Raw genomic sequence first — 20,344 nt, 5'->3', positions numbered from 1 at the left:
CCATCCAGCATCATGGTGGGACAGGCTCAGGCCGCGTGCCTATTGGGCTGTCCCACAGTCCCGCCATCTAATGCCCTCCGCACATGTGAGCGCAGCGGGCAGCGTCGCGCGCATGTTGCGCGCACGCGTGCTTTTATCTTTCTCTCTTTACGGGAGAAGGAAGTAAAAAGAGTAGGACAGTGGGTCAAAGCCTTGAATTTAGCTGCTCTCACCTGTCCCACCTTGCCAATGCATAGTGGGACAGGAAGGACAGCGCCAAAGGCGCTGGGAGCCGGTGAGGTGCATTCACCGACATTCGCCAGACATTCGCTAGGTGTAGCAGGGATATTCGCCGATGGCATTAAATGGGGCTTGCTGCCAGTAAACTCGACCTGTAAAAAGTAGTCATCTTCGATAGGTGCGACAGCGGAGAGCGACGCAAATACAACCGACCAATAGGTCGGTTTTTTTATGCCTGCTCGACCAGCCGGGCGGCTTTGTTCTCTGCCTGAAAGTGCCGGACTGCAATCGTCACTCCGGTATAGCAAACCAGATTGAAGCAGTGCAACAGCAGCACCAATACGCTAAAGCGGGTCATGGGGGCGTCAGACAATCCAAAATCGGTGATGCCTTTGATGGAGTTTCCGATGATTGCCAGAAGCAAGACCCACACAATGATTCTGATCGCGAGGTTTCTGAACGCAGCTCGATGAATAGGCGATGCCTCAACCCACTTCCACATCGCCGGTATGAGGAACGTCAGAACTGCAATGGCTGTAGTAATAGGAACCATGATTCATCCTTGGTGATGTCAAAATCGAATCATATTCCACCCGCGATGTAGCGTGAAACATTTACCTCGCACCAGATACATAACCCGGCCCTCGCGCCGGGTTTTTCTTTTCTACTCCCGCTCGGGAGACGCAGGAGACCCAGATGCCAGACAAACCCTACACATGGGCCATCGTGCTTGCGTGGCTACACGAGCACGCCTCGATGATGTACGCAGTGGGCTTATCGCTGGTCATGACCGTGCTTCGTACGTTTTATCGCGGTGGTACATGGTGCCAGGCCTTGCTTGAAGGTCCGATGTGCATGTTGTTCACCCTCAGCCTGATACCGGTCCTTGAGTTGTTCGAGTTGTCGCAGAACCTGGCGTCCGCTGCGGGCATCTGGATTGGCTACTTCGGCGCGAGAAAGGTGTCCAGCCTGGTGGAGCGGTATGCGAGCGCCAAATTGCCCAGCCCCTGATCAACAGCTTAACCTTGTGGTTTAGATAATGGCCTACGCCGAATATGCCGCCGTTGTTGCCAACAACCCCGCGACGTTGGTCTCTAGGGCTATAGCGAAAGCGCACCAAAGTGGTGCGCAAATTTGCGCCGGGGACCCTGGGGGTTTCTGACCCTCACGGGGCATGAAACCCGCGGGACTTTGTTAGCGGCTGGTTCACCAGCTTAGTGAACTGCGGTGAACTGGTGAACCCCCTGTATTCATTAGGTGAACAGGACTTTCCAACATGACTGTTATCAGCAAAACGGAGTTTGCGGCACGGCGTGGCTGGGCTAAATCGTACGTCTCCAAGTTGGCTAATCAGGATCGGTTGGTACTGACAGAGGATGGCAAGGTAGAACTGGAAGCTACCGAAGCCCTTCTGGCCGAGTCTGCTGACCCAAGTAAAGCCGCCGTCGCCCAGCGGCACGAACGGCTTCGCCTTCAACGGGAGGCGCAAATTACCGCCGAAGAACCTGCGGTGCCGCAAATCGGGCAGGCGGCGGACTTCCAGAAGTCCCGCGCTTTGCGGGAGCACTATCTGGCCCTGCAGGAACAAGCCAATTTTCACAAGAGCCAGGGCTCTCTGGTCCTGCTTGAAGCGGTGCAAACCGGCGCCTACAACGCGGGCCGCATGCTGCGCGATCAGTTGTTGGGCATGCCGCCACAGCTTGCGCCCGAGCTGGCGGCCATGACCGACCCTTGGGAAATCGAAAGACACCTGACGGCGGCCATCCGCCGCACGCTGGAAGACGCGGAGCGCATGTCTTCTGCGGACCTTGAACACGCCCTGACAACGAGTTAATCCCATGCTCATGGAAATCCCTGACGGTGCAGAGGCGTACCGCGAGGCGTATTTCCGTGGCCTGAAACCTGACCCGGCACTCTGGGTGGATGAGTGGGCCGACGAGTACATGCGCATCCCGCGTGACACCGGCGCTGCCGAACCCGGCCAATACCGCACCTCTCGCACCCCGTATGCCCGCGAGCCAATGCGCTGCTTGTCGCCGGCGCATTCCTGCAAACGTGTGGTCACCATGGTGGCCTCGCAGTTGATGAAGACGCAGATTGCGTTGAACTGGATCGGCGGCCTGATCCACATGGCGCCGTCCAACATCCTGACCCTGCTGCCGAGCCTTGGCCTGGCCAAGCGGGTGTCGTCGCGGATCAGCAAGACGATCAAGGCGACGCCTGTATTGCGCGAACGTGTGGCGTCCAGCCGCTCGCGGGACTCGCGCAATACGATGGACACCAAAGAGTTCGAGGGTGGCTCGCTGTACGTCACCACCGCCGGCTCTGCGGCCAACCTGTCGGAACTCTCGGCGCGCTACGTTTATGGCGATGAGATCGACCGCTGGGAAGTGGATATCGGCGAGGAGGGTGATCCCATCGAACTCGCGGAAACGCGGGGCAGTACGTTCGGCCGGAACGCCAAGTTTTATTTCTCCAGCTCGCCGACAATTAAGGGCGCCTCGCGGATCGCCGACCTGTTCGAGGGCAGCGACCAGCGTTATTACTATGTGCCGTGCCCGACTTGTGGGCACATGCAGACACTGGAGTGGGAACGCCTGCACTACTCGGCGGATTATCGCGTCGTGCACTACCAATGCGCCGGGCCTGATTGTGACGTGCTGATCGAGGAGCACCACAAAGGCGACATGCTCGCCCGAGGTGAGTGGCGCGCTCACGCGGAAGGTGACGGCGAAACGGTTGGCTTCAACCTGAACGCCCTGTATTCGCCGCTGGGCTGGATGGACTGGCGCACCTTGGCCAGGCAATTCGAGAAGGCCAAAAAGGCCCAGGCTAAAGGCGATCTGGAACCCATGCAGGTGTTCTACAACACCCGCCTGGCCAAAGTTTGGGACAGCGCTCAGGAGCAAACCAAAGCCGATGTGCTGATGACTCGGGCGCGATTGGAAGTCTATTCCCTCGGCTCGATGCCCGCTGGCGTGCTGATGCTCACTGGCGCCGTCGACGTTCAGGCCAACCGCCTGGAGTTCATGGCGATGGGCTGGGGCGTCGGCATGGAACGCTGGGTGGTTGATTACCAGGTGATCTCGGGCGACCCCTCGGACGAACGTACGTGGGCCGCACTGGATGAGTTGCTCAAGGCGCGTTACCGGCATCCGTGCGGCGTGGGCTTGGCAATTCTGGCGGTAGCAGTCGACTCCGGTGGTCACCACACGGATGAGGTTTACCAGTTCTGCCGGGTGCGGCGTTGGCGCAACATCTTTGCGATCAAGGGGGCGAGTAAGCCCGGTAAGCCCGTGATTGCTCAGCGGCCGTCCATGGTTGACGTGACATGGAAAGGCCAGACCGAACGCGGTGGCGCGGAGCTGTGGTTCGTCGGTACCGACACCGCCAAGGACTGGATCTACAACCGCTACCCGTTCGAAGACGGACCGGGTGCGCTGCACTTTGCCAATGACCTGCCGGACGATTTTTTCGCCCAGTGTGTGGCCGAGCGCAAGGTCGCCCGCTATGTGCGGGGCCACAAGCGTATCGAATGGGTCAAGGGCAAGGCCGAGCGCAACGAGGCGCTCGACCTGATGGTGTACTGCCTGGCTATGGCGCATTACTTGGGTGTCAACCGCTACAAAGAGCACGACTGGGAGCGGGTCCGACAGGCCCTGGCACAGTCTGGTTTGTTCGATGAAAGGACGGTAGCCATCGAGCTGATGCCAGCCACCGCGCCGCGCATTACGACAGATCAACCGTCTCAACAATCAATGGCTCCTATTATTAAATCTCGATTAACTTTGCCATCTCAACGACGTAGCTCTAGCAGTGGATACTTGAAAAGACGTTAACCAGATAGGAATGAACACCTGGTGCGAACGAGGACTGAGATATCGATACCCGTTTACGCTTCAATAATTGTACTGATATCTAGAAATATGGAGGTGGAAGCTATGTATGAGATTGACTGTTCGTCATGTTTAACGCGAAGTGCTAGCAGCAATGTTGCTTGCTAAAATAGCAAATGTTCGATATATCATCAATTTGGTAGCTCTTTATCACCTAGATATTAAAAAAGATCACATATCTCGTTGATAATTTGGGTGTGCCCTGATTATCCATAGGGCTACCTTTGTACAGGATATGCATTTTCTGACGAGTGAACACAGACAATTCCTGAAAAGCCGTCTACGCATAATATGTAGCATCCCAGTACAAACAGTTCGATTCTCCAATTGCTTAAATTCGTGAGGGTAAAAATAATGTCTGCTAATCCGATTAGTTTGCCTCCGATAACCACCTATGACGCACTGCTTGAAGAGATTAGAAAGCTAAAGGATAGCGCGGTAATTGACCCGCTCCCTGCTACAGAGATAGCCGGGGCTATTACTGCGTACGCTGAAGATCATCCGGAATACAAGTCGGATGAGTTGATTTCTCATCTGCGCGAGCAGTTTCTCGGAGGCGGCCCTGTTCTGCAGGATGCGGGAATGACGTTGGCTTTGGGGATTTGCATTGGTGTTATGTTGCGAAGTAGGTTTTAGTTCTCATCCAAGATGAAAATACCTCTTTTAGAGGTATTTTTAATAAGTAGTATAGTTATTGGTACTTTAAGTGGGGGTAGGAGCGACTTTTCTGAGTTTGACCCCCAGATACACATTGGCAGCGAAATCAAGGTCAGCACAAGCAAGAACCAACCGTGTGTTTTTTACGAAAACTGCCTTTGCGTCGACCAGTCTGTTTTAAATTATGATCGGCATGCTCATTTAGGCCCCTAAATCCGGATGCGATACCAGCCGTTTTTCAACTATTTTCGCCTTGACTGACCGTCGCGCGAGAATGGTTTTCAGTTTTGCACATGCAAAAAAGTACAGTTTTTAGATTTGGCTGGAGAAGCTTTAAGCTATTTGGAGATATTTCAATGTCCTTTACCAAAAAGCACCTCGACGCGGTTGAGGCGGCCATCGCTCGCGGTGAAAAAACCGTGCGCTACAGCGACCGTACCGTCGAATACCGCACGGTCGACGAGTTGCTCAAGGCGCGTGAAGAGATCCGCATGTCGCTGATCAGTGCCACCGCACCTCGCTCCCGCGTGGTTCGGCTTTACCACGGAGGCAAGGGACTGTAATGGCGAACTATCCGACGCTCACCCGTAACGGATTCCTGTTGCCGGATCGCATCAAGGCCAGTTACGAAGGCGCCGGTGAAGGCCGCAGATCGGCCAGCTGGGATGCTCCTGACAGCGGGATCAACAGCATCGTCATGCCGGCATTGCGCAATCTGCGCTCGCGGTCCCGTGCAGCGGTGCGCAACGACCCGTATGCCTTCAATGCCATCGACAAACGCACCAGTAACCTGATTGGCACCGGCATCAACCCTCGGCCACGGATCGACGACGATGCGTTGCGCAAAGTCCTGCAGGAACTCTGGGACGATTGGGTTGAAGAGTCCGACGCCGATGGCCTGACCGACTTCTACGGTCAGCAAGCCCTGATCGCACGTACGGTCGAGACGGCGGGCGAGGCCTTTATTCGCTTGCGCCCGCGCAGCCTGGACGAAGGTCTTGCGGTGCCGTTGCAGGTTCAGGTGCTGGCCCCGGAATTCGTGCCGCACGACAAATTCGAGACCACCAAAAGCGGCAACATCATCCGGGCCGGCATCGAATTCAGCCCTATTGGTAAGCGGGTGGCTTACTGGATGTACCGCTCGCATCCGCGCGATGCCTCTTCGCTGAACAGCGGGTACAACCAACTGGTGCGCGTTCCAGCCAGCCAGGTGCTGCACATTTTTGAACCCGTCGAGCCGGGTCAGTTGCGCGGTGTGCCTCGGCTGTCGCCGGTGTTGAAACGCCTGCGCAGTCTCGATAACTACGACGATGCAGTGCTGTTTCGTCAGGAAGTGGCCAACCTGTTTGCCGGCTTCATCACCAAGCCCGCGCAGGACGCGGGTCAAGTGCCGAGGGATCCGGTCACCGGGCAATTGCTGAACCCTGACCGTGATGGCTTCACGCCGATGGTCGCGCTCGAGCCAGGGACCATGCAGGAACTGGGCGTCGGTGAGGAGGTGGAGTTTTCCAAACCGCCGGATGCTGGCAACAACTACCCGGACTTCATGCGGCAGCAATTGATGGCCGCTGCAGCAGGGTCGGGCACGCCCTACGAAATCCTTACCGGCGACATGCGTGGGGTTAACGACCGGGCGCTGCGTGTGGTGCTGACCGAATTCAGGCGGCGCCTGGAGCAACTGCAGTTCGGTGTCTACGTGCACCAGCTCTGCCGTCCGGTGCGTGCTGCATGGATGGACATGGGCGTGCTCTCCGGCGCGCTGTCCTTGCCCGACTATGCCAAGCGCCGTCGCGAATATCAGCGTACGCGCTGGGTGCCGCAGGGCTGGGCCTACATCCAGCCGGTGCAGGACGTGCAGGCCAAGATACTGGAAGTCAACGCAGGCTTCGGTTCGCGCAGCGAGATGGTCCTGCGCACCGGCTATGACGCCGAAACGGTCGATCTGGAAAACGCCGCCGATGCCGAACGGGCACGGCGCCTGGGCCTCAATTACAAAACGCTCGCTGAAGTTGTCGAGCCTGATCAAAAGGAAACACCATGAATCCGCTCAAGCCACTGCGCATTTTCAACAAGGCGAAAGGTCAACGGCAGGTGCAGGATCAGCACTGGTACAGCGTCAAAGCGGTCGGCGATGCCGGGCAGCGCAGCATCGAAATTTATGTCTATGGCGAGATCGGTACGTGGGGCATCACTGCCAATCAGTTTGTGCAGGATCTGCGCGCCATGGATGACGGTGTTTCGCCGGTGGTGGCTGCTTTCAACAGCATCGGTGGTGACCTGTTCGACGGCCTGGCCATTCACAATGCCTTGTCTCGTCTGGGCGAGCGCTGCACGGCACGGATCGATGCCCTGGCAGCCAGCGCGGCCAGTGTCGCGGCATGCGGTGCACACAAAGTGGTCATCGCGGCCAACGCCATGTTGATGATCCACAACCCGTGGACCTTCGCCGGGGGCGATGCCGAGGATTTGCGGCGTGTCGCTGATGTGTTGGATCAGACGTTGGAGGCGATCATCGCGGCCTACAAGTCCAAAGCGCCGAACATCGATGAGGCCGAGCTGCGCCGTTTGGTCAACGCCGAGACCTGGCTGACCGCCAATGAAGCGGTGGCGTTGGGTCTGGCCGATGAAGTGGGTGAGGGCGTCACCGTCAAAGCGTGCCTCGGGCAGGGCGCCGCGCTGCAGCGCTTTCAGCATGCGCCCAAAGCGCTGCTGGCCCAGCTCGCCGAACCGCCAGAACTTGAGCCGCCTGAGCCAATTGATCCGCCACCGCCAGCAGTGGTCGACGCGTCGAAGCTGGCGCTGATAATCACCCAGAGCTGCACGCAAGCCGGTATCAGCAACCTGATCGAGCCGCTGATCACATCGACCAAGTTGGTGGATGAGGCCACGGTTCAGGCCGCACTGACCCGCGCCAAGGCGGTAAACGATTTGTGCGTAGCGGCCCGCTTTCCAGAGTTCACCCTGGAGTTTGTTTCGGCAGGTCTGGACGCCGAGGCGGTGCGCGGGCGCCTGTTCGACAAGCTCGTCGGCAGCGGCAAAGGCTTCGAAATCGACAACAGCCTGCCGCTGCAAAACGATCCGCCACCGAAAGTGCAGGCCAAACAACCCGACCCGCCGTCGATCTGGGCGGCCCGCAAGGGCGCGCAGACCGGGCAAACATCATCCTCGAAAGGAGCTTAACCAATGAACATCAGACAAGAGCCGATCCACGCTGGCGAGTTTCTCCTTTCCGAGGGCGCCGGGAAAATTTCGCGTGAAGCGATTGATGTCGCCGCCGGTCCCGCGCTGAACGCCGGTCAGCTCCTCGGCCTGGTCACGGCCACCGGTGACTTCGCGCCCTATAACCCGACCGCCGAAGACGGCAGCGAAAACGCCGTGGCGATTTTGTACGGGCCACTGGGGGAGTCGGATGTTGTTCGGCGCGGTCGCGCCGTCGTGCGGCTGGCAGAAGTCAGTGAGGCGCACCTCACCGGTCTGGATCTCGCTGCTGAAAAAGATCTGGCCACCCACTTTGTGATCGTTCGCTAAGACGTTCACCACCGCTTCCCCACACCCCGCCGCGAGCGGGGTTTTTAATTTCTGGAGTGTACCCATGGCCGATATCGCCATTTTTGATGACGAGGCGTTTACCGTCACAGCGCTGACCGCTGCCATCAACGATCAACCCTACCTGCCGGGCCGCATCAGCAGCCTCGGACTGTTTCAAGAGGAAGGCATCGAAACCCTGACCGTCCAGATCGAAAAGGACGGTGACACCTTGGCCCTGGTACCCGCCGGTGAGCGCGGTACATCCGGCCTAATCGTCGGCGCGAGCAAGCGCACCTTGATTCCATTCAACACCGTGCACCTGCCTGAGCGCTTCACCATCAAGGCTGACACCATTCAAGGCATCCGTGCGTTCGGCACCCGCACCGAATTGCAGGCGGTGCAGGATGTGGTCAACGCTCGCCTGGCCAAGGCTCGCCGTCAGCTCGATGCCACTCACGAATTCCAGCGCATGGGCGCACTGAACGGCTTGGTGCTCGATGCCGACGGCCAGACCCCGCTGCTCGATATCTACGCCCGGTTCGGTGTGCAGCGTCAGCGCCTTTCCATGGGGCTGAATGATCCGGCCACCGAGCTGCGAGTCAAAAGCGGCGAAGCCCTGGACATGCAAGAGGATGCGCTGGGCAGCGTGACCAGTTCCGGATCCCGCGCTTTCTGCGGCAAGAACTTCTGGAACAAGCTGATCACCCACAAATCGGTCAAAGAAACTTACCTCAACACCCTGCAGGCGGCTGCACTGCGCGGTGATGCGCGGGAAAGCTTTGAGTTCGGTGGCATCGTCTGGGAGCGCTATCGCGGCAAGGTGGCGGGCATTTCGTTCGTCAACGATGACAAGGCGCTGTTGGTGCCTGAGGGTGTACCCGATCTGTACATCTCGGTGTTCGCGCCGGCGGACTACATGGAGACGGTCAACACTCAAGGCATCCCCTATTACAGCAAGGTCGAACCGCTGCCGTTTGGCAAAGGAATTGCGGGCGAAGCCCAGTCGAACCCATTGCACCTGTGCACGCGACCTCGGGCACAGATCCTGCTCGAACTCTGACCGTGGGCTTTCGTGACCTGGTCGCCCGGGTTGATGCAACGGTGTTCGAGGTGCTGTCTGACGTCGGCTATATAGAAGGCCGCCGAGTTCTGGGGATGTTCGCGGCGCCTTGGCTGCAGCCGCAAATGGGGCGCCTGAACACAGGGCTGCGCGAACCGCGCTTCACGATCCGCTTGGCCGATGCCGAGGGTGTCGACAAGGCGCAGCAGGTCAATATCGAACTGCCGCCATTGGATGGCGGCGGCGACTATGACCTGGTGAACCTTGAACCTGACGGTACCGGTCTGGTGGCCCTGATCTTGAGGAAACGCCCATGAGTGTCGGCAGCTACACCAAGCAGTCAGCCGGTGGCGGGATGATCACCATCCAGTCCTCGGCGGCCAACCTGAAAGCTTTTCAGGACTTCGCCAAGGTCGTGCCCAAGGCCGCTGCAGCAGCTCAGCGTCGAGCAATCAACAAGACGCTGGGTTGGCTGCGTACCCACATTGCGCGGGCGGTCAGTCGGCAAGAGAAAATCGCGGTAACGGCGGTTCGGCAACGGTTGCGCAGCTATCCGGTACGGGGCGGATCCAGCCAAGGGAAGCTTTGGTTCGGCATCAATCCGCTGGAGGCAAGCCGGATCGGTCGGCCGAATCAAACCGCCAGTGGTGTCAGCGTCGGGGGCCGTCGATACAAGGGCGCGTTCTACAAACGGGTCTATGGCAGCAATGCTGACATCTGGATCCGTACCGGCAGCAAGCAATTCTCGGCCGAGGATTATCCGGGCAGCACGGACGGTCGCAGAACATCCGGTTTTGTTAAGGAAGCCTACGGGCGTTTTCCGCTGGCTAAAGCCAAGGTGATGCTCGAAGACATTCGCCCATTGTTCAACACCTGGAGCCGACTGGCGGACGCACGTCTGCTGGAGATCCTGCGGCAGGAATTGAATTACGAACTGCAGAAATACCTCAAGGGGGCAGGCCGTGTCTGATCAACCTTTTAGCCTCGATCAGCTGTACACCGCTATCGAAAGCCATTTACGCGAGGCGCTACCGACCGTCGAAATGGTCAGCACCTGGCCGGATATCCGTGATCGCGTTGCGTTGCCCGCGATCTTTCTGGAGCTGGCGGAAATGGAACCCGGGCAGGACATCGGGACCGGCGAAACAACACTGATCTGCAAGTTCGAGGCGCGGGTTGTTGTCGCACCTGAGCGAGCGCATCACCACCAGCAGGCCGCACACCTCGCTTCGCAGATTGCCGTCTTGCTGCGGATGCAGACCTGGGGGCTGGAAGTGGATGCTGCCGAGTTCGTCCAGGCGGCGCAGGACTGGACCAAGCCTGAACTCGACGGATACACCGTCTGGGTGGTGGAGTGGAACCAGCAAATTTATCTGGGTGAGCAGGAATGGCCGTGGCCGGATGAGCCGCCTGGCACCTTGGTCTGGGGTTTCAGTCCGGACACCGGACCGAATAGTGAGGGAGGTTACCTCCCGCCCGAGGCCATGGCATGAGTTACGCCAGTGCTGAACATGACCGGATGATCGCAGCCCTGGTCAAGCAGTGCTATGTGGTGGCCGTGGATCTGGCGGCGTCACCGCCTGCTTGTCGGGTGTCGGATGGCGAATGGACCAGTGCCTGGGTTCGCTGGCATAGCCAGGCGGCGGGTAAGGCACGCCATTGGCGTGCGCCAAGCCTGGGCGAGCAGGGTGTGTTGATCAGCCCCAGCGGTCAGGCGGCGCAGGGCACGTTCGTGCCGGGGCTTTACGGCGACGGCGGGCCACCACCGGATAACCGCGATCATGTCGAGGTCTGGCGCTTCGACGACGGCGGCTCGCTGATTTACGACTGGCAGGCCAGCAGCTACAGCATCACGCTCCCAGCCGGTACCGTCACCATCAAGGTCGGCGGCTCCAGCGTCACCGTGACGGATAACGCGGTAACGGTGACGGCGGGGACCATTGGCCTGGTGGGTACAGTGAATATTGACGGGCCGCTGAACGTAACCGGTAACGTGACCGGCGCCGGAACGATCATGGACGCCGCAGGCAACAGCAATCACCACACGCACTAATCGAATGTTCCTACGGCCCGCCTTGTGCGGGTTTTTTCATTCCTGGAGAAACGCATGGCCAAGACCAATGCAGAACTCAACGCGGCCAGCCCCATTCCCGCGCCCGTTGCGGCGAAGCCCGCAACCGTTTTCACGGACAAGCTCTACACCTCCCGCACCTTGATCCTGCCAAGTCATCGCGCGGTGCCTGTCGTGGCAAAGCACGTGGCCGTGCTGGACGGCGACGAGGAGTTGCTGGACTACCTGAACGCTAGCGCCGAGTTCCAGTCACTGCAGGAGTAAGGGGGATGATCGGAATGGATCGCCACACCGGCCAGGCCATTTCCGGCATTGCACATCTGCACCAATCCATCGAAGACATCCTGACTACCCCGCTGGGCAGTCGGCGCATGCGGCCCGAATACGGCAGCAAGCTGCGCCGGTTCGTCGATCTGCCGGTCAATGCCGGCTGGAAAAGTGCGGTGCAGGCCGAGGTCGCGCGCGCCTTGGGGCGCTGGGAGCCCCGTCTCAAATTGGCGTCGGTACGGGTCACTGCGGTCCTGGGCGGGATGATTACCTTTGAACTGAAGGGCGAGTATTTGGGCCGTAGCCTGATGATGGAGGTTACCGCATGAGTAGCGTGGATTTATCGGCTCTGCCGGTGCCAGAGGTACTGGAGGCGCTGGACTTTGAAGACGCCTATGCCGAAGAGTTGTCGAGTTTTCGGCTGTCGATGGGCGACAACTGGACCGCCCCGGTCGAGAGCGATCCGGTGGTCAAGCTGCTGGAGGTCGGCGCTTGGCGGCGATTGCAAAATCGCGCGCGGGTGAACGATGGGGCTAAGGCGCTGTTGCTGGCCTATGCCCGCCGAAGCGATCTTGACCAGTTGGCCGCAAACGTCGGTTTGAAGCGCCTGGTCATTCAGGCGGCGGACACGACGGTGGTGCCTCCCACGGCTGAAGTGCTGGAGGAAGACGATGCACTGCGCGAACGAATCCAGCTGGTCTATGAAGGCCTGACCACGGCGGGGCCGCGTAACAGCTACATCCTGCATGCGCGTAACGCCTCGGGTCTGGTTGCGGACGCGACGGCAGAAAGTCCTTCGCCGGCGGTCGTAGTGGTGACGGTGCTGAGCCTTGCGGGTACCGGCGTGGCCGATCAGGCGTTACTCGACACGGTGTATGCCTGGCTGAGTGACGACAACGTGCGCCCGGTGGGTGACCGCCTCACGGTGCAAAGTGCCGAAGTGATCCCGTACAGCATTCAGGCCGTGCTGCACATGGCCGGCACCGGATCGGAAAACGAAGCCATCCTGGCCGAATGTCAAAGTCGGTTGGCCGCCTGGATCAACCCGCGTCGTCGGCTGGCAGTTGAGGTGGCTCGTTCGGCAATTGACGCCCGGCTGCACATCAGCGGCGTCCGTCGTGTGGAGTTGATAGGTTGGGTCGACATAGTGCCCACCAAGGCGCAGGCCGCCTATTGCACCAGCTTCAACGTGATGTTGGGGGCCTGACATGAAAAGTCTGCTTCCGCTCAACAGCACCCCGTTGGAGCGTGCCATTGAGGCCGCCAACTACGACGACCTGCCGGTGCCCTTGCGCACCCTCTACAACCCGGCCACTTGCCCCGTGCAGTTGCTGCCGCAGTTGGCCTCGGCCTGGTCGGTGGATCGCTGGGACAACGAGTGGCCCGAAGCGGTCAAGCGCCGAGCGATTGCTTCGTCGTTCTACGTCCATGCGCATAAGGGAACCATCGGTGCCCTGCGCCGGGTGGTCGAACCGTTGGGCTACCTGATTGAGGTTGAGGAGTGGTGGGAAACCGTTCCTGAAGGGATACCGGGCACCTTCGCGCTCAAGGTCGGTGTGTTGGACACCGGTATCACCGAGGAAATGTACGAGGAACTGACCTGGCTGATCGACGACGCCAAGCCTGTCAGTCGGCACCTTACCGGCCTTGCGATCAGCCTTGAAACCACGGGGAGCGTTTATGTGTCCGCCTGCCTCTACGACGGTGACGAAATCGACGTTTACCCACCTGCGCCGCGTGACATCGAAGTCTCGGGCTTTTTCGGGTTGGGCGGGCATGAAACCACTATCGATACTTTGGATGTGTTCGCATGATTAACCAGAACTCGCAGTTCTTCGCCATCTTGACCAATGTCGGCGTCGCCAAGCAGGCAAACGCCGACGCCCTGGGCGTGCCGTGGAAGATCGCACAAATGGGGGTGGGGGATGCCAATGATACCGACCCTATCCCCAGCGGTACGCAAACCAAGCTGATCAACGAGCGGCGCCGGGCGCCGCTGAATCAGTTGAAAGTGGATCCGGCCAACAGTGCCATCATCATCGCCGAGCAGGTCATTCCCGCTGAGGTCGGCGGGTTTTGGATTCGCGAGATCGCCCTGTATGACACGGACGGCGACATGGTGGCGGTTGCCAACTGTGCGCCATCGTTCAAGCCGCTGCTGACGCAGGGATCTGGCCGTACGCAGGTCGTGCGGCTGAACATGCAAGTCAGCAACTCCAGCAACGTCGAGTTAAAAATAGACCCGTCCGTGGTGCTGGCCACCCGTGATTATGTCGATTCGCGGATTCTGGAAGAGCTGTATAAGCTCGACAGCAAGCAGTCGGTGCGGGTGGCTACCACGGCCAACATCGCACTGGCGGGTCTTCAAGCCATTGATACGGTTGCTCTGGTCGCTGGTGATCGGGTGCTGGTGAAGAACCAGGCGGTCGCGAAGGACAACGGTCTGTATATCGTGGCGTCCGGTGTCTGGCCACGCGCACTGGATGCCGACACCAGCACCGAAGTGACGTCGGCACTGGTGGTTTCCGTCGAGCAGGGCGCCGCACTGGCCGATACTCGCTGGCAACTGGTCACGGACGGGGTGATTATCCTCGGCAGCACTGCGCTGGTTTTTCAAGACGTGACCCAAGGGTACGCGCCGATCAACTCACCGGCGCTGGTTAACCCGACAGCGAATACCCCGCCAAGATTCGACAATACGAAGAAACTTGTAACGACGGACTGGGCCAAATCCCGGGGGATAGAGTTCGGCGGGTTCTTCACGGCCAATGCGGCGTTAACAGGCCTTGTGGCCCATGTGGGTGGGTTTGTCCATTTTTTCGGATCTGGTCCTGTCTCTTACAGCATTCCTGACTCGGTGGCTAACAGCATTCCGGCAGGCGCTACGATTCGACTGCAAAACTGGGCTGTTGTAAACCTGGGCCTTGTGGTTCAGGGCACAGACAAGATGCAGGAAAGTCTTGCGACTGCATCGTCGGCTACCGCCAGAGCAATTCCGCCTGATACCTACGTCGATATCACCCACCTCGGTGGTGGTGTTTGGTTGCTGCTAGGGACTGGGGTGTTTGGCAGTATCGCGCCGTTCGGATTTTTGAGCGGCACCAATGGTTATCAAAAACAGCCCAGCGGAATAATTATTCAGTGGGGGCAGGCCTCTACACCCAGTTCAGGGTACGGCGTCGTCACTCTGCCGATTGCCTTTCCCGGCGTTAACTATAACGTTTCTGGAAATGTAATTAGCAGCACTTCCAATAACACCACGCTCTTGGTCAACCTTGCGGGAAGTCCATCGAGCTTTCAGGCGGCCTGTGCGAATGGTGCCAGTGCCTACGCGCTGGTAACGTTCAATTGGGTGGCTATTGGGCGCTGATTTGACCCATTACACCTTCGGAAAGGCGAAGCAAAATGACAATGTATTGGAGCCGGACGGCCCATGGTTTCTACGACAGTGAAATTCATAAGGCTGATCAAATTCCCGAAGACGCCATGGAAATAGAGTTGGCGCGGCACGCCGAGTTAATGGAAGGCCAGACGGCAGGTAAGTGCATCAACTTTGATGCTGTCGATGGTCCTGAATTGATTGATCATCCGCCAATGTCTCCAGAACAGCTTGCTGAGGTTGAGCGCATTTGGCGTGGTGTGCAGTTGGCGACTACTGACGGCGTTGTGGCGCGTCATCGTGATGAACTGGAGAGCGGTGGTCCCTCCACACTCACGGCTGAGCAATACGTCGAGTTGCAGGTCTATCGGCGTCAGTTGCGTGACTGGCCGCAAGGGATTGAGTTTCCTCTGGTGGAACACCGTCCGGTGGCACCTTCCTGGTTGGCTGAGCAAGACCAATAACGCCCCGCACTGACGGGGCGTTTTCTTGCCTGCCAAGTTTTCCCTGAAGCCCTGCATTGCGGGGCTTTTTCAATTCTGGAGATTGCTTTATGAGTTTCTTCCACGGCGTTACCGTCACGAACGTCGACACCGGCGCGCGGGTCATTTCCCTGCCGTCGTCGTCGATCATCGGCCTGTGTGACACCTTCACCCCAGGCCTACTGGCAACGGCACTGGCCAATGAACTGAAGCTGATCACCAGCGAGCGCGAGGCGATTGCGGCTTTCGGTGCGGACTCGGCCATGACCAAGGCCTGCCAGGCGATCTATGTGCGTTCCAAGGCGGTGATTGTTGCCTGTGGCGTCGAGAAGCTTGAAGACGTGGCGCTGCAAACCTCGGCCATCATCGGCGGGGTGCTGGCCTCGGGTAAACGTACGGGTATGCAGGCCTTGCTGGACGGCAAGAGCAAGTTCAACGCTCAGCCTCGTTTGCTGATCACGCCCAAGCACAGCGCCACTCAGGCAGTGGGTACGGCGCTGGATGCATTGGCTGCCAAGCTGCGCGCGGTGGCCATTGTCGATGGCCCGAATACCACCGACGAGGCCGCAATGGCCTACGCGGAAAACTTCGGCAGCAAGCGCGTGTTTATGGTCGACCCCGGCGTGCAGTACTGGGACACCGTACTGAGCGCGACGGTCGATGCGCCGGGCTCGGCCTGGGCTGCCGGCATGTTTGCCTACACCGATGCCGAATACGGCTTTTGGGCCTCTCCGTCGAACAAGGAATTGGTCGGCATCACCGGCACCACGCGGCCGGTCGAGTTCCTTGATGGCGACGAAACCTGCCGCGCCAACCTGCTCAACAACGCGAACATCTGCACCATCATCCGCGATGACGGGTTCCGCCTATGGGGCAACCGCACGTTGTCCAGCGATCCAAAATGGTCGTTCGTCACGCGGGTCCGGACCATGGATATCGTCATGGACGCGATCTTGTACGGGCATAAATGGGCGGTCGACCGCTCGATCACCAAGACCTACATCAAGGACGTCACCGAGGGCCTGCAGGCATTCATGCGCGACCTGAAAAATCAGGGCGCAATCATCAATTTTGAAGTCTACGCGGATACCGAACTGAACACCGCCAGCCAGCTGGAGCAGGGCAAGGTGTACTGGAACATTCGTTTCACCGACGTGCCGCCAGCGGAAAACCCAAATTTCCGCGTCGAAGTCACCAATCAATGGCTGACCGAAGTTCTTGAAGCCGCTTAAGGAGCCCGCTCGATGATTCCTCAAATCCTTTCCAACGCCAATCTGTTCGTGGATGGCGTGAGTTTTAACGGTGACGTGCCGTCGATGACGCTGCCCAAACTGGCCATCAAAACCGATGAGTATCGGGGCGGGGGCATGGCCGGCTCGATTGAAATGGACATGGGCCTGGACAAGATGGAGGCCTCTTTTGTCACCAACGGCGTGCGCCGCGAGTCGCTCAAGTGGTTTGGCCTGGCTGACCAGACGGCGTGCAACGCGGTTTTCCGTGCCTCTTTCAAAGGCTTGAAAGGCGCCATTACTCCGGTGATTGCCACCGTGCGCGGCATGCTCAAAGAGGTCGATCTGGGTGACTGGAAGCCTGGTGACAAGGCCGAAATCAAGCACGCGATGGCGCTGACCTATTACAAGCTCGAGGTCGACGGCCGCGTCGTATACGAAATCGACATGATCAACGCCGTGCGGGTGATCGATGGCGTCGACCAACTGGCTGCCGAGCGCAGTGCCCTTGGCCTCTAAGGACGATTGAACATGACACAAGCAATCGAAAAGAAAACCCCGTCCTGGCTCGACGTCAGCGACGAAGGCGTGACGGTGACGTTCAAATACCCGACCGAGTTGAACGCGGTCAAGGTCGGCAAGGTGTTCATGCGCCCACCGAGCGTTCGCGATTTGCGGGCAGCGGAAGCGGGCGCCAAGGGCGACGCCGAAGCCCGGGAAATGTCCTTGTTTTCCAGTCTGACCGAAGTCGGTGAAAAAGACCTGGTCGGACTCAAGCTGCTCGACTATCGCCGTTTACAGGAAGGCTATTTTCGCCTGGTCGACGAAGACGAGCTGTAACTCGGCAGTGATGAAGGCGGCGGCCAAGCGCCTGGCAGCGGAGACAGGGTTTTCCGCTGCCGAGATTCAGAGCATGCCGTTTTCCGAAATGATCTGGTGGCTCACGGACTGAGCCGCCTTGGATGCAATCAGACGCATAGGGCACCTACATGGCCAAGAATCTTTCGCTGGGTCTGGAGATCGGTGGCGCCGTCAGTCCTACGGTCGGCGCTGCCTTCAAGGATGTAGAAAACCGGATCAAGCAGCTGAGCGCGCGGGGCGACAAAGCGCGTGTTCTGCAGAACACCATTGGCGACACCATCCGCTTACGGGATGAATGGAAGAAAGCGCACGACACGGGTGCAGCCGGTGCCGACAAGTTGCTGGGCAAGCTGGAATCGAACCTCAATGTCTTGCGCAAACAGGGGGTCGAGGTCGGACGCCTGTCCAAGGCTTATCAAACGCTGGGCCGGACGGCGCGCAGTGCTGATCTCAAAGCAAAGGGCTATCAGCAGATCGAGGCCGGAAAGTCGGGGCTGAAAAACACCGTGGGCCAGGCAGTGGCAGGCGGTGCCGCGATGGCCATTCCGACCAAGGTCAGTGCCGATTACGGTGCGATTGTTCGCGACATTGCGATCAAGGCCGGCATTGCCAACAAGCCGCAAGAAGCACAGATGTCGCGGACCATCATTTCAACCTCGCGCGATACCGGCATGGCCCGTAATGACGTGGCGGAAGTGGTCAACGCCCTGGTCGGCGCCGGCATGGAGCTGTCCAAAGCGCTGGAGTACGCCCCGTCCGCTGCCAAATTTGTGGTGGGGCAGGGTGCTGATGGTGCTGATACGGCCAAGATGATCAACGCCCTGGGGCAGAACGCCAAGATCACTGACGCCAAGGACATGCAGAAGGCGCTGGAGGCCATCGCTTACCAGGGGCAGGCAGGCAGCTTCGAAGCCAGCGACATGGCCAAGTGGTTTCCTGAACTGTTGGCCGGCATGGGCAAACTGGGCATCACCGGTAATGACTCTGTGGCCCAGTTGGGCGCCTTGCTGCAAGTGCAGATGAAGACCGCTGGCAGCTCCGACGAAGCGGCAAACAACCTCAAAAACTGGATGGAGAAAATCGGTTCCGGGGATACGGTGGCCGCTTACAAAAAGGTCGGCATCGACTATCAGGGATCCATGCAGACCGGTCTGCAGAAGGGCATGTCGACCCTTGAATCCAGTTTCGCCCTGGCACAACGATACATCGAAGCCACCGACCCCAAAAAGGCGGCAGCGATGGCCGAGGCGACGGCGAAGATCAGCAAGGAAGCGGATCCGGCCAAGGCCAAGCAGATGATGGCGTCTCTGGAACAGGCGTTGCGTACCGGCGATCTGTTTTCCGACATGCAGGTCAAGGCAGCATTGACGGCCTTTACACAGAACAAGGCGCTGTATGAGCAACTGAAGAAAGACGCCGGCAGCGCCACGGGAATTCTCGACAAGAACCTGGCAGAACGACGCGAGGCCTCTGCACAGAAGTGGTCCGAAATGGCCCAGAGCATGGACGATGCCATGCGCAGCATTGGTGACTCGCTGCGGCCTGTCACGGATGCGGTCGCCGACGGCATCACCTCGTTCGCCCGTAGTCTGACGGTGATGGGGGATGAGTCGCCTAAGGTCGTGTCCGGCATCGCCGCAGTGGGGGCAGGGTTCATCGCGTTGCGTACCGGCTTGAGCGCGTTGAAAATCGGACGCGGACTGTTGAACCTAGGCAAGGGTTCGCTGATGGGCAACCCGAATATCCCGCAAAAAGTCATTGTGATGAACCCGTCAGCAGGCGGTGGGGTGGACGGGAGTGGCGGCGCGGACGTCGGTGGCAAGAAAGCCGGTGGTAAAGGCGGGCGGTCGGCCGGCTCTCGGCAACTGGTTGAGGCGAAAACGGCGGTCAGGGGGGCCGCCGTCTTCGCGGTGGTCGATGCCGCCATCAAGGCGAAGGACACTTACGACAACGCCACCACCCGCGACGAGAAGGCGCAAGGCTATGGCGAAGCCGCTGGTGGTCTGGCAGGGACCTTGGCGGGCGCTGCTGCAGGTGCCGCCATTGGTTCGATGGTTCCGGTCATCGGCACGATTGTCGGTGGCTTGATTGGGGGTTGCCTCGGCAGCATGGGCGGCAACGCGGCGGGTGGCTACCTTGGCAAAAAGGCGTTCGGTACTGATCAGTCCTTGAAACATATGCCGCTGGGCGGGCCGCTGATGATGGCCGATGCAGGTAAGGCCATGCCGGGTCCGGCAGTGCCGAGCCTGGCCGCTGCGGCGCAGTCGTTCAAGCCACTGGTGCCATCAATGGTCACGACGCCGGCTCAATTGCTGCAGCTTGAGGGTCGACGCCGAGTGACACCACCTGCAGGTGGTTCGTTTGATGCGTCCAGGATGCTGCTGCCTGAAGCGGAATCGAAAGCGTCGAAACCGGGCGACGTGGTGCGTTCGATGATGATGCCGCAAGGACCGGGTGGTCCATCCGCTGCACTCATGCGTTCGCCAGTGCCGGTCGCACAGATCCAGCCGCCGAAGATCGAGCAGCAGATGACCTTTGCACCGGTCCTGACGGTCACCGTCCAGGGCGACGTCAAGGATCCCCGGCAATTGGCGCGCGAGCTGGAGCCTTACATGCGGCAGCAGTTCGATGACCTCAATCGGCAGATGGCAAACAGAAACCTATTTGATGCCCCGCATGTCGGGTAAGGGGGCCT

Annotated in this window: 24 protein-coding genes; all 24 read left to right on the top strand. The window is 59.3% G+C overall.

The window, feature by feature from the left end:
- Window positions 1–397 precede the first annotated feature (397 nt).
- Window positions 398–823 (top strand): DUF1090 family protein, encoded by a 426-nt coding sequence (locus ACVBEG_RS15870; protein ID WP_447108028.1) that lies wholly within the window; start codon window positions 398–400, stop codon window positions 821–823.
- Window positions 824–915: 92 nt separating this feature from the next.
- Complete coding sequence (locus ACVBEG_RS15865) at window positions 916–1,230, top strand: phage holin, lambda family (RefSeq protein ID WP_447108027.1); 315 nt, start codon at window positions 916–918, stop codon at window positions 1,228–1,230.
- A gap of 265 nt (window positions 1,231–1,495) precedes the next feature.
- Window positions 1,496–2,053, top strand: coding sequence for a terminase small subunit (locus tag ACVBEG_RS15860; protein WP_447108026.1), 558 nt, complete (start codon window positions 1,496–1,498; stop codon window positions 2,051–2,053).
- 4 nt (window positions 2,054–2,057) lie between these two features.
- Window positions 2,058–4,058 (top strand): phage terminase large subunit family protein, encoded by a 2,001-nt coding sequence (locus ACVBEG_RS15855; RefSeq protein WP_447108025.1) that lies wholly within the window; start codon window positions 2,058–2,060, stop codon window positions 4,056–4,058.
- A 411-nt stretch (window positions 4,059–4,469) separates the two neighbouring features.
- The gene (locus ACVBEG_RS15850; RefSeq protein WP_447108024.1) at window positions 4,470–4,751 is read left to right on the top strand and encodes a hypothetical protein; all 282 of its coding nucleotides are present in this window, start codon (window positions 4,470–4,472) and stop codon (window positions 4,749–4,751) included.
- 377 nt (window positions 4,752–5,128) lie between these two features.
- Window positions 5,129–5,335 (top strand): phage head-tail joining protein, encoded by a 207-nt coding sequence (locus ACVBEG_RS15845; protein ID WP_447108023.1) that lies wholly within the window; start codon window positions 5,129–5,131, stop codon window positions 5,333–5,335.
- Window positions 5,335–6,813 (top strand): phage portal protein, encoded by a 1,479-nt coding sequence (locus ACVBEG_RS15840; RefSeq protein WP_447108022.1) that lies wholly within the window; start codon window positions 5,335–5,337, stop codon window positions 6,811–6,813. The genes ACVBEG_RS15845 and ACVBEG_RS15840 overlap by 1 nt, the downstream gene beginning before the upstream one ends.
- On the top strand, window positions 6,810–7,952 hold the full coding sequence (locus ACVBEG_RS15835) for a head maturation protease, ClpP-related (protein ID WP_447108021.1): 1,143 nt from the start codon (window positions 6,810–6,812) through the stop codon (window positions 7,950–7,952). Before ACVBEG_RS15840 ends, ACVBEG_RS15835 begins: the two co-directional genes overlap by 4 nt.
- 3 nt (window positions 7,953–7,955) lie before the next feature.
- Window positions 7,956–8,300 carry a head decoration protein gene (locus ACVBEG_RS15830; RefSeq protein WP_443701189.1) on the top strand — a complete coding sequence of 115 codons (345 nt, stop codon included), beginning with the start codon at window positions 7,956–7,958 and terminating at the stop codon, window positions 8,298–8,300.
- A 64-nt stretch (window positions 8,301–8,364) separates the two neighbouring features.
- Complete coding sequence (locus ACVBEG_RS15825; protein WP_447108020.1) at window positions 8,365–9,360, top strand: major capsid protein; 996 nt, start codon at window positions 8,365–8,367, stop codon at window positions 9,358–9,360.
- Window positions 9,361–9,362: 2 nt separating this feature from the next.
- The gene (locus tag ACVBEG_RS15820) at window positions 9,363–9,677 is read left to right on the top strand and encodes a head-tail joining protein (protein ID WP_447108019.1); all 315 of its coding nucleotides are present in this window, start codon (window positions 9,363–9,365) and stop codon (window positions 9,675–9,677) included.
- Entirely contained in the window at window positions 9,674–10,330 is a 657-nt protein-coding gene (locus tag ACVBEG_RS15815) for a phage tail protein (RefSeq protein WP_443701326.1), read from the top strand. The genes ACVBEG_RS15820 and ACVBEG_RS15815 overlap by 4 nt, the downstream gene beginning before the upstream one ends.
- Window positions 10,323–10,853: a hypothetical protein gene (locus ACVBEG_RS15810; RefSeq protein WP_443701325.1), complete on the top strand. Its 531-nt coding sequence runs from the start codon at window positions 10,323–10,325 to the stop codon at window positions 10,851–10,853. The genes ACVBEG_RS15815 and ACVBEG_RS15810 overlap by 8 nt, the downstream gene beginning before the upstream one ends.
- Window positions 10,850–11,413 carry a phage baseplate assembly protein V gene (locus tag ACVBEG_RS15805; protein ID WP_447108018.1) on the top strand — a complete coding sequence of 188 codons (564 nt, stop codon included), beginning with the start codon at window positions 10,850–10,852 and terminating at the stop codon, window positions 11,411–11,413. Before ACVBEG_RS15810 ends, ACVBEG_RS15805 begins: the two co-directional genes overlap by 4 nt.
- Window positions 11,414–11,467: 54 nt before the next feature.
- Window positions 11,468–11,695, top strand: a complete 228-nt coding sequence (locus ACVBEG_RS15800) for a hypothetical protein (RefSeq protein WP_443701228.1) — start codon at window positions 11,468–11,470, stop codon at window positions 11,693–11,695.
- A gap of 5 nt (window positions 11,696–11,700) precedes the next feature.
- Window positions 11,701–12,027, top strand: coding sequence for a GPW/gp25 family protein (locus ACVBEG_RS15795; protein WP_443701227.1), 327 nt, complete (start codon window positions 11,701–11,703; stop codon window positions 12,025–12,027).
- Window positions 12,024–12,905 (top strand): baseplate assembly protein, encoded by an 882-nt coding sequence (locus tag ACVBEG_RS15790; RefSeq protein ID WP_447108017.1) that lies wholly within the window; start codon window positions 12,024–12,026, stop codon window positions 12,903–12,905. Before ACVBEG_RS15795 ends, ACVBEG_RS15790 begins: the two co-directional genes overlap by 4 nt.
- Before the next feature lies 1 nt (window position 12,906).
- Entirely contained in the window at window positions 12,907–13,512 is a 606-nt protein-coding gene (locus tag ACVBEG_RS15785; protein WP_447108016.1) for a phage tail protein I, read from the top strand.
- On the top strand, window positions 13,509–15,068 hold the full coding sequence (locus ACVBEG_RS15780; protein ID WP_447108015.1) for a phage tail protein: 1,560 nt from the start codon (window positions 13,509–13,511) through the stop codon (window positions 15,066–15,068). The genes ACVBEG_RS15785 and ACVBEG_RS15780 overlap by 4 nt, the downstream gene beginning before the upstream one ends.
- A 35-nt stretch (window positions 15,069–15,103) precedes the next feature.
- Window positions 15,104–15,541, top strand: coding sequence for a phage tail protein (locus tag ACVBEG_RS15775; RefSeq protein ID WP_447108014.1), 438 nt, complete (start codon window positions 15,104–15,106; stop codon window positions 15,539–15,541).
- Window positions 15,542–15,630: 89 nt separating this feature from the next.
- Entirely contained in the window at window positions 15,631–16,791 is a 1,161-nt protein-coding gene (locus ACVBEG_RS15770) for a phage tail sheath subtilisin-like domain-containing protein (RefSeq protein ID WP_447107483.1), read from the top strand.
- 12 nt (window positions 16,792–16,803) lie between these two features.
- Window positions 16,804–17,307 carry a phage major tail tube protein gene (locus ACVBEG_RS15765; protein ID WP_447107484.1) on the top strand — a complete coding sequence of 168 codons (504 nt, stop codon included), beginning with the start codon at window positions 16,804–16,806 and terminating at the stop codon, window positions 17,305–17,307.
- A 12-nt stretch (window positions 17,308–17,319) separates the two neighbouring features.
- A complete protein-coding gene (locus ACVBEG_RS15760; protein ID WP_447107485.1) occupies window positions 17,320–17,628 on the top strand; it encodes a phage tail assembly protein in 309 nt (102 codons plus the stop codon).
- 149 nt (window positions 17,629–17,777) lie between these two features.
- Entirely contained in the window at window positions 17,778–20,336 is a 2,559-nt protein-coding gene (locus tag ACVBEG_RS15755) for a phage tail tape measure protein (RefSeq protein WP_447108013.1), read from the top strand.
- Window positions 20,337–20,344: the final 8 nt, after the last annotated feature.

Source organism: Pseudomonas sp. GG8 (assembly GCF_052976945.1).
The sequence above is the reverse complement of the archived record's forward strand: the minus strand, read 5'-3'. Positions and strand labels throughout refer to the sequence as shown.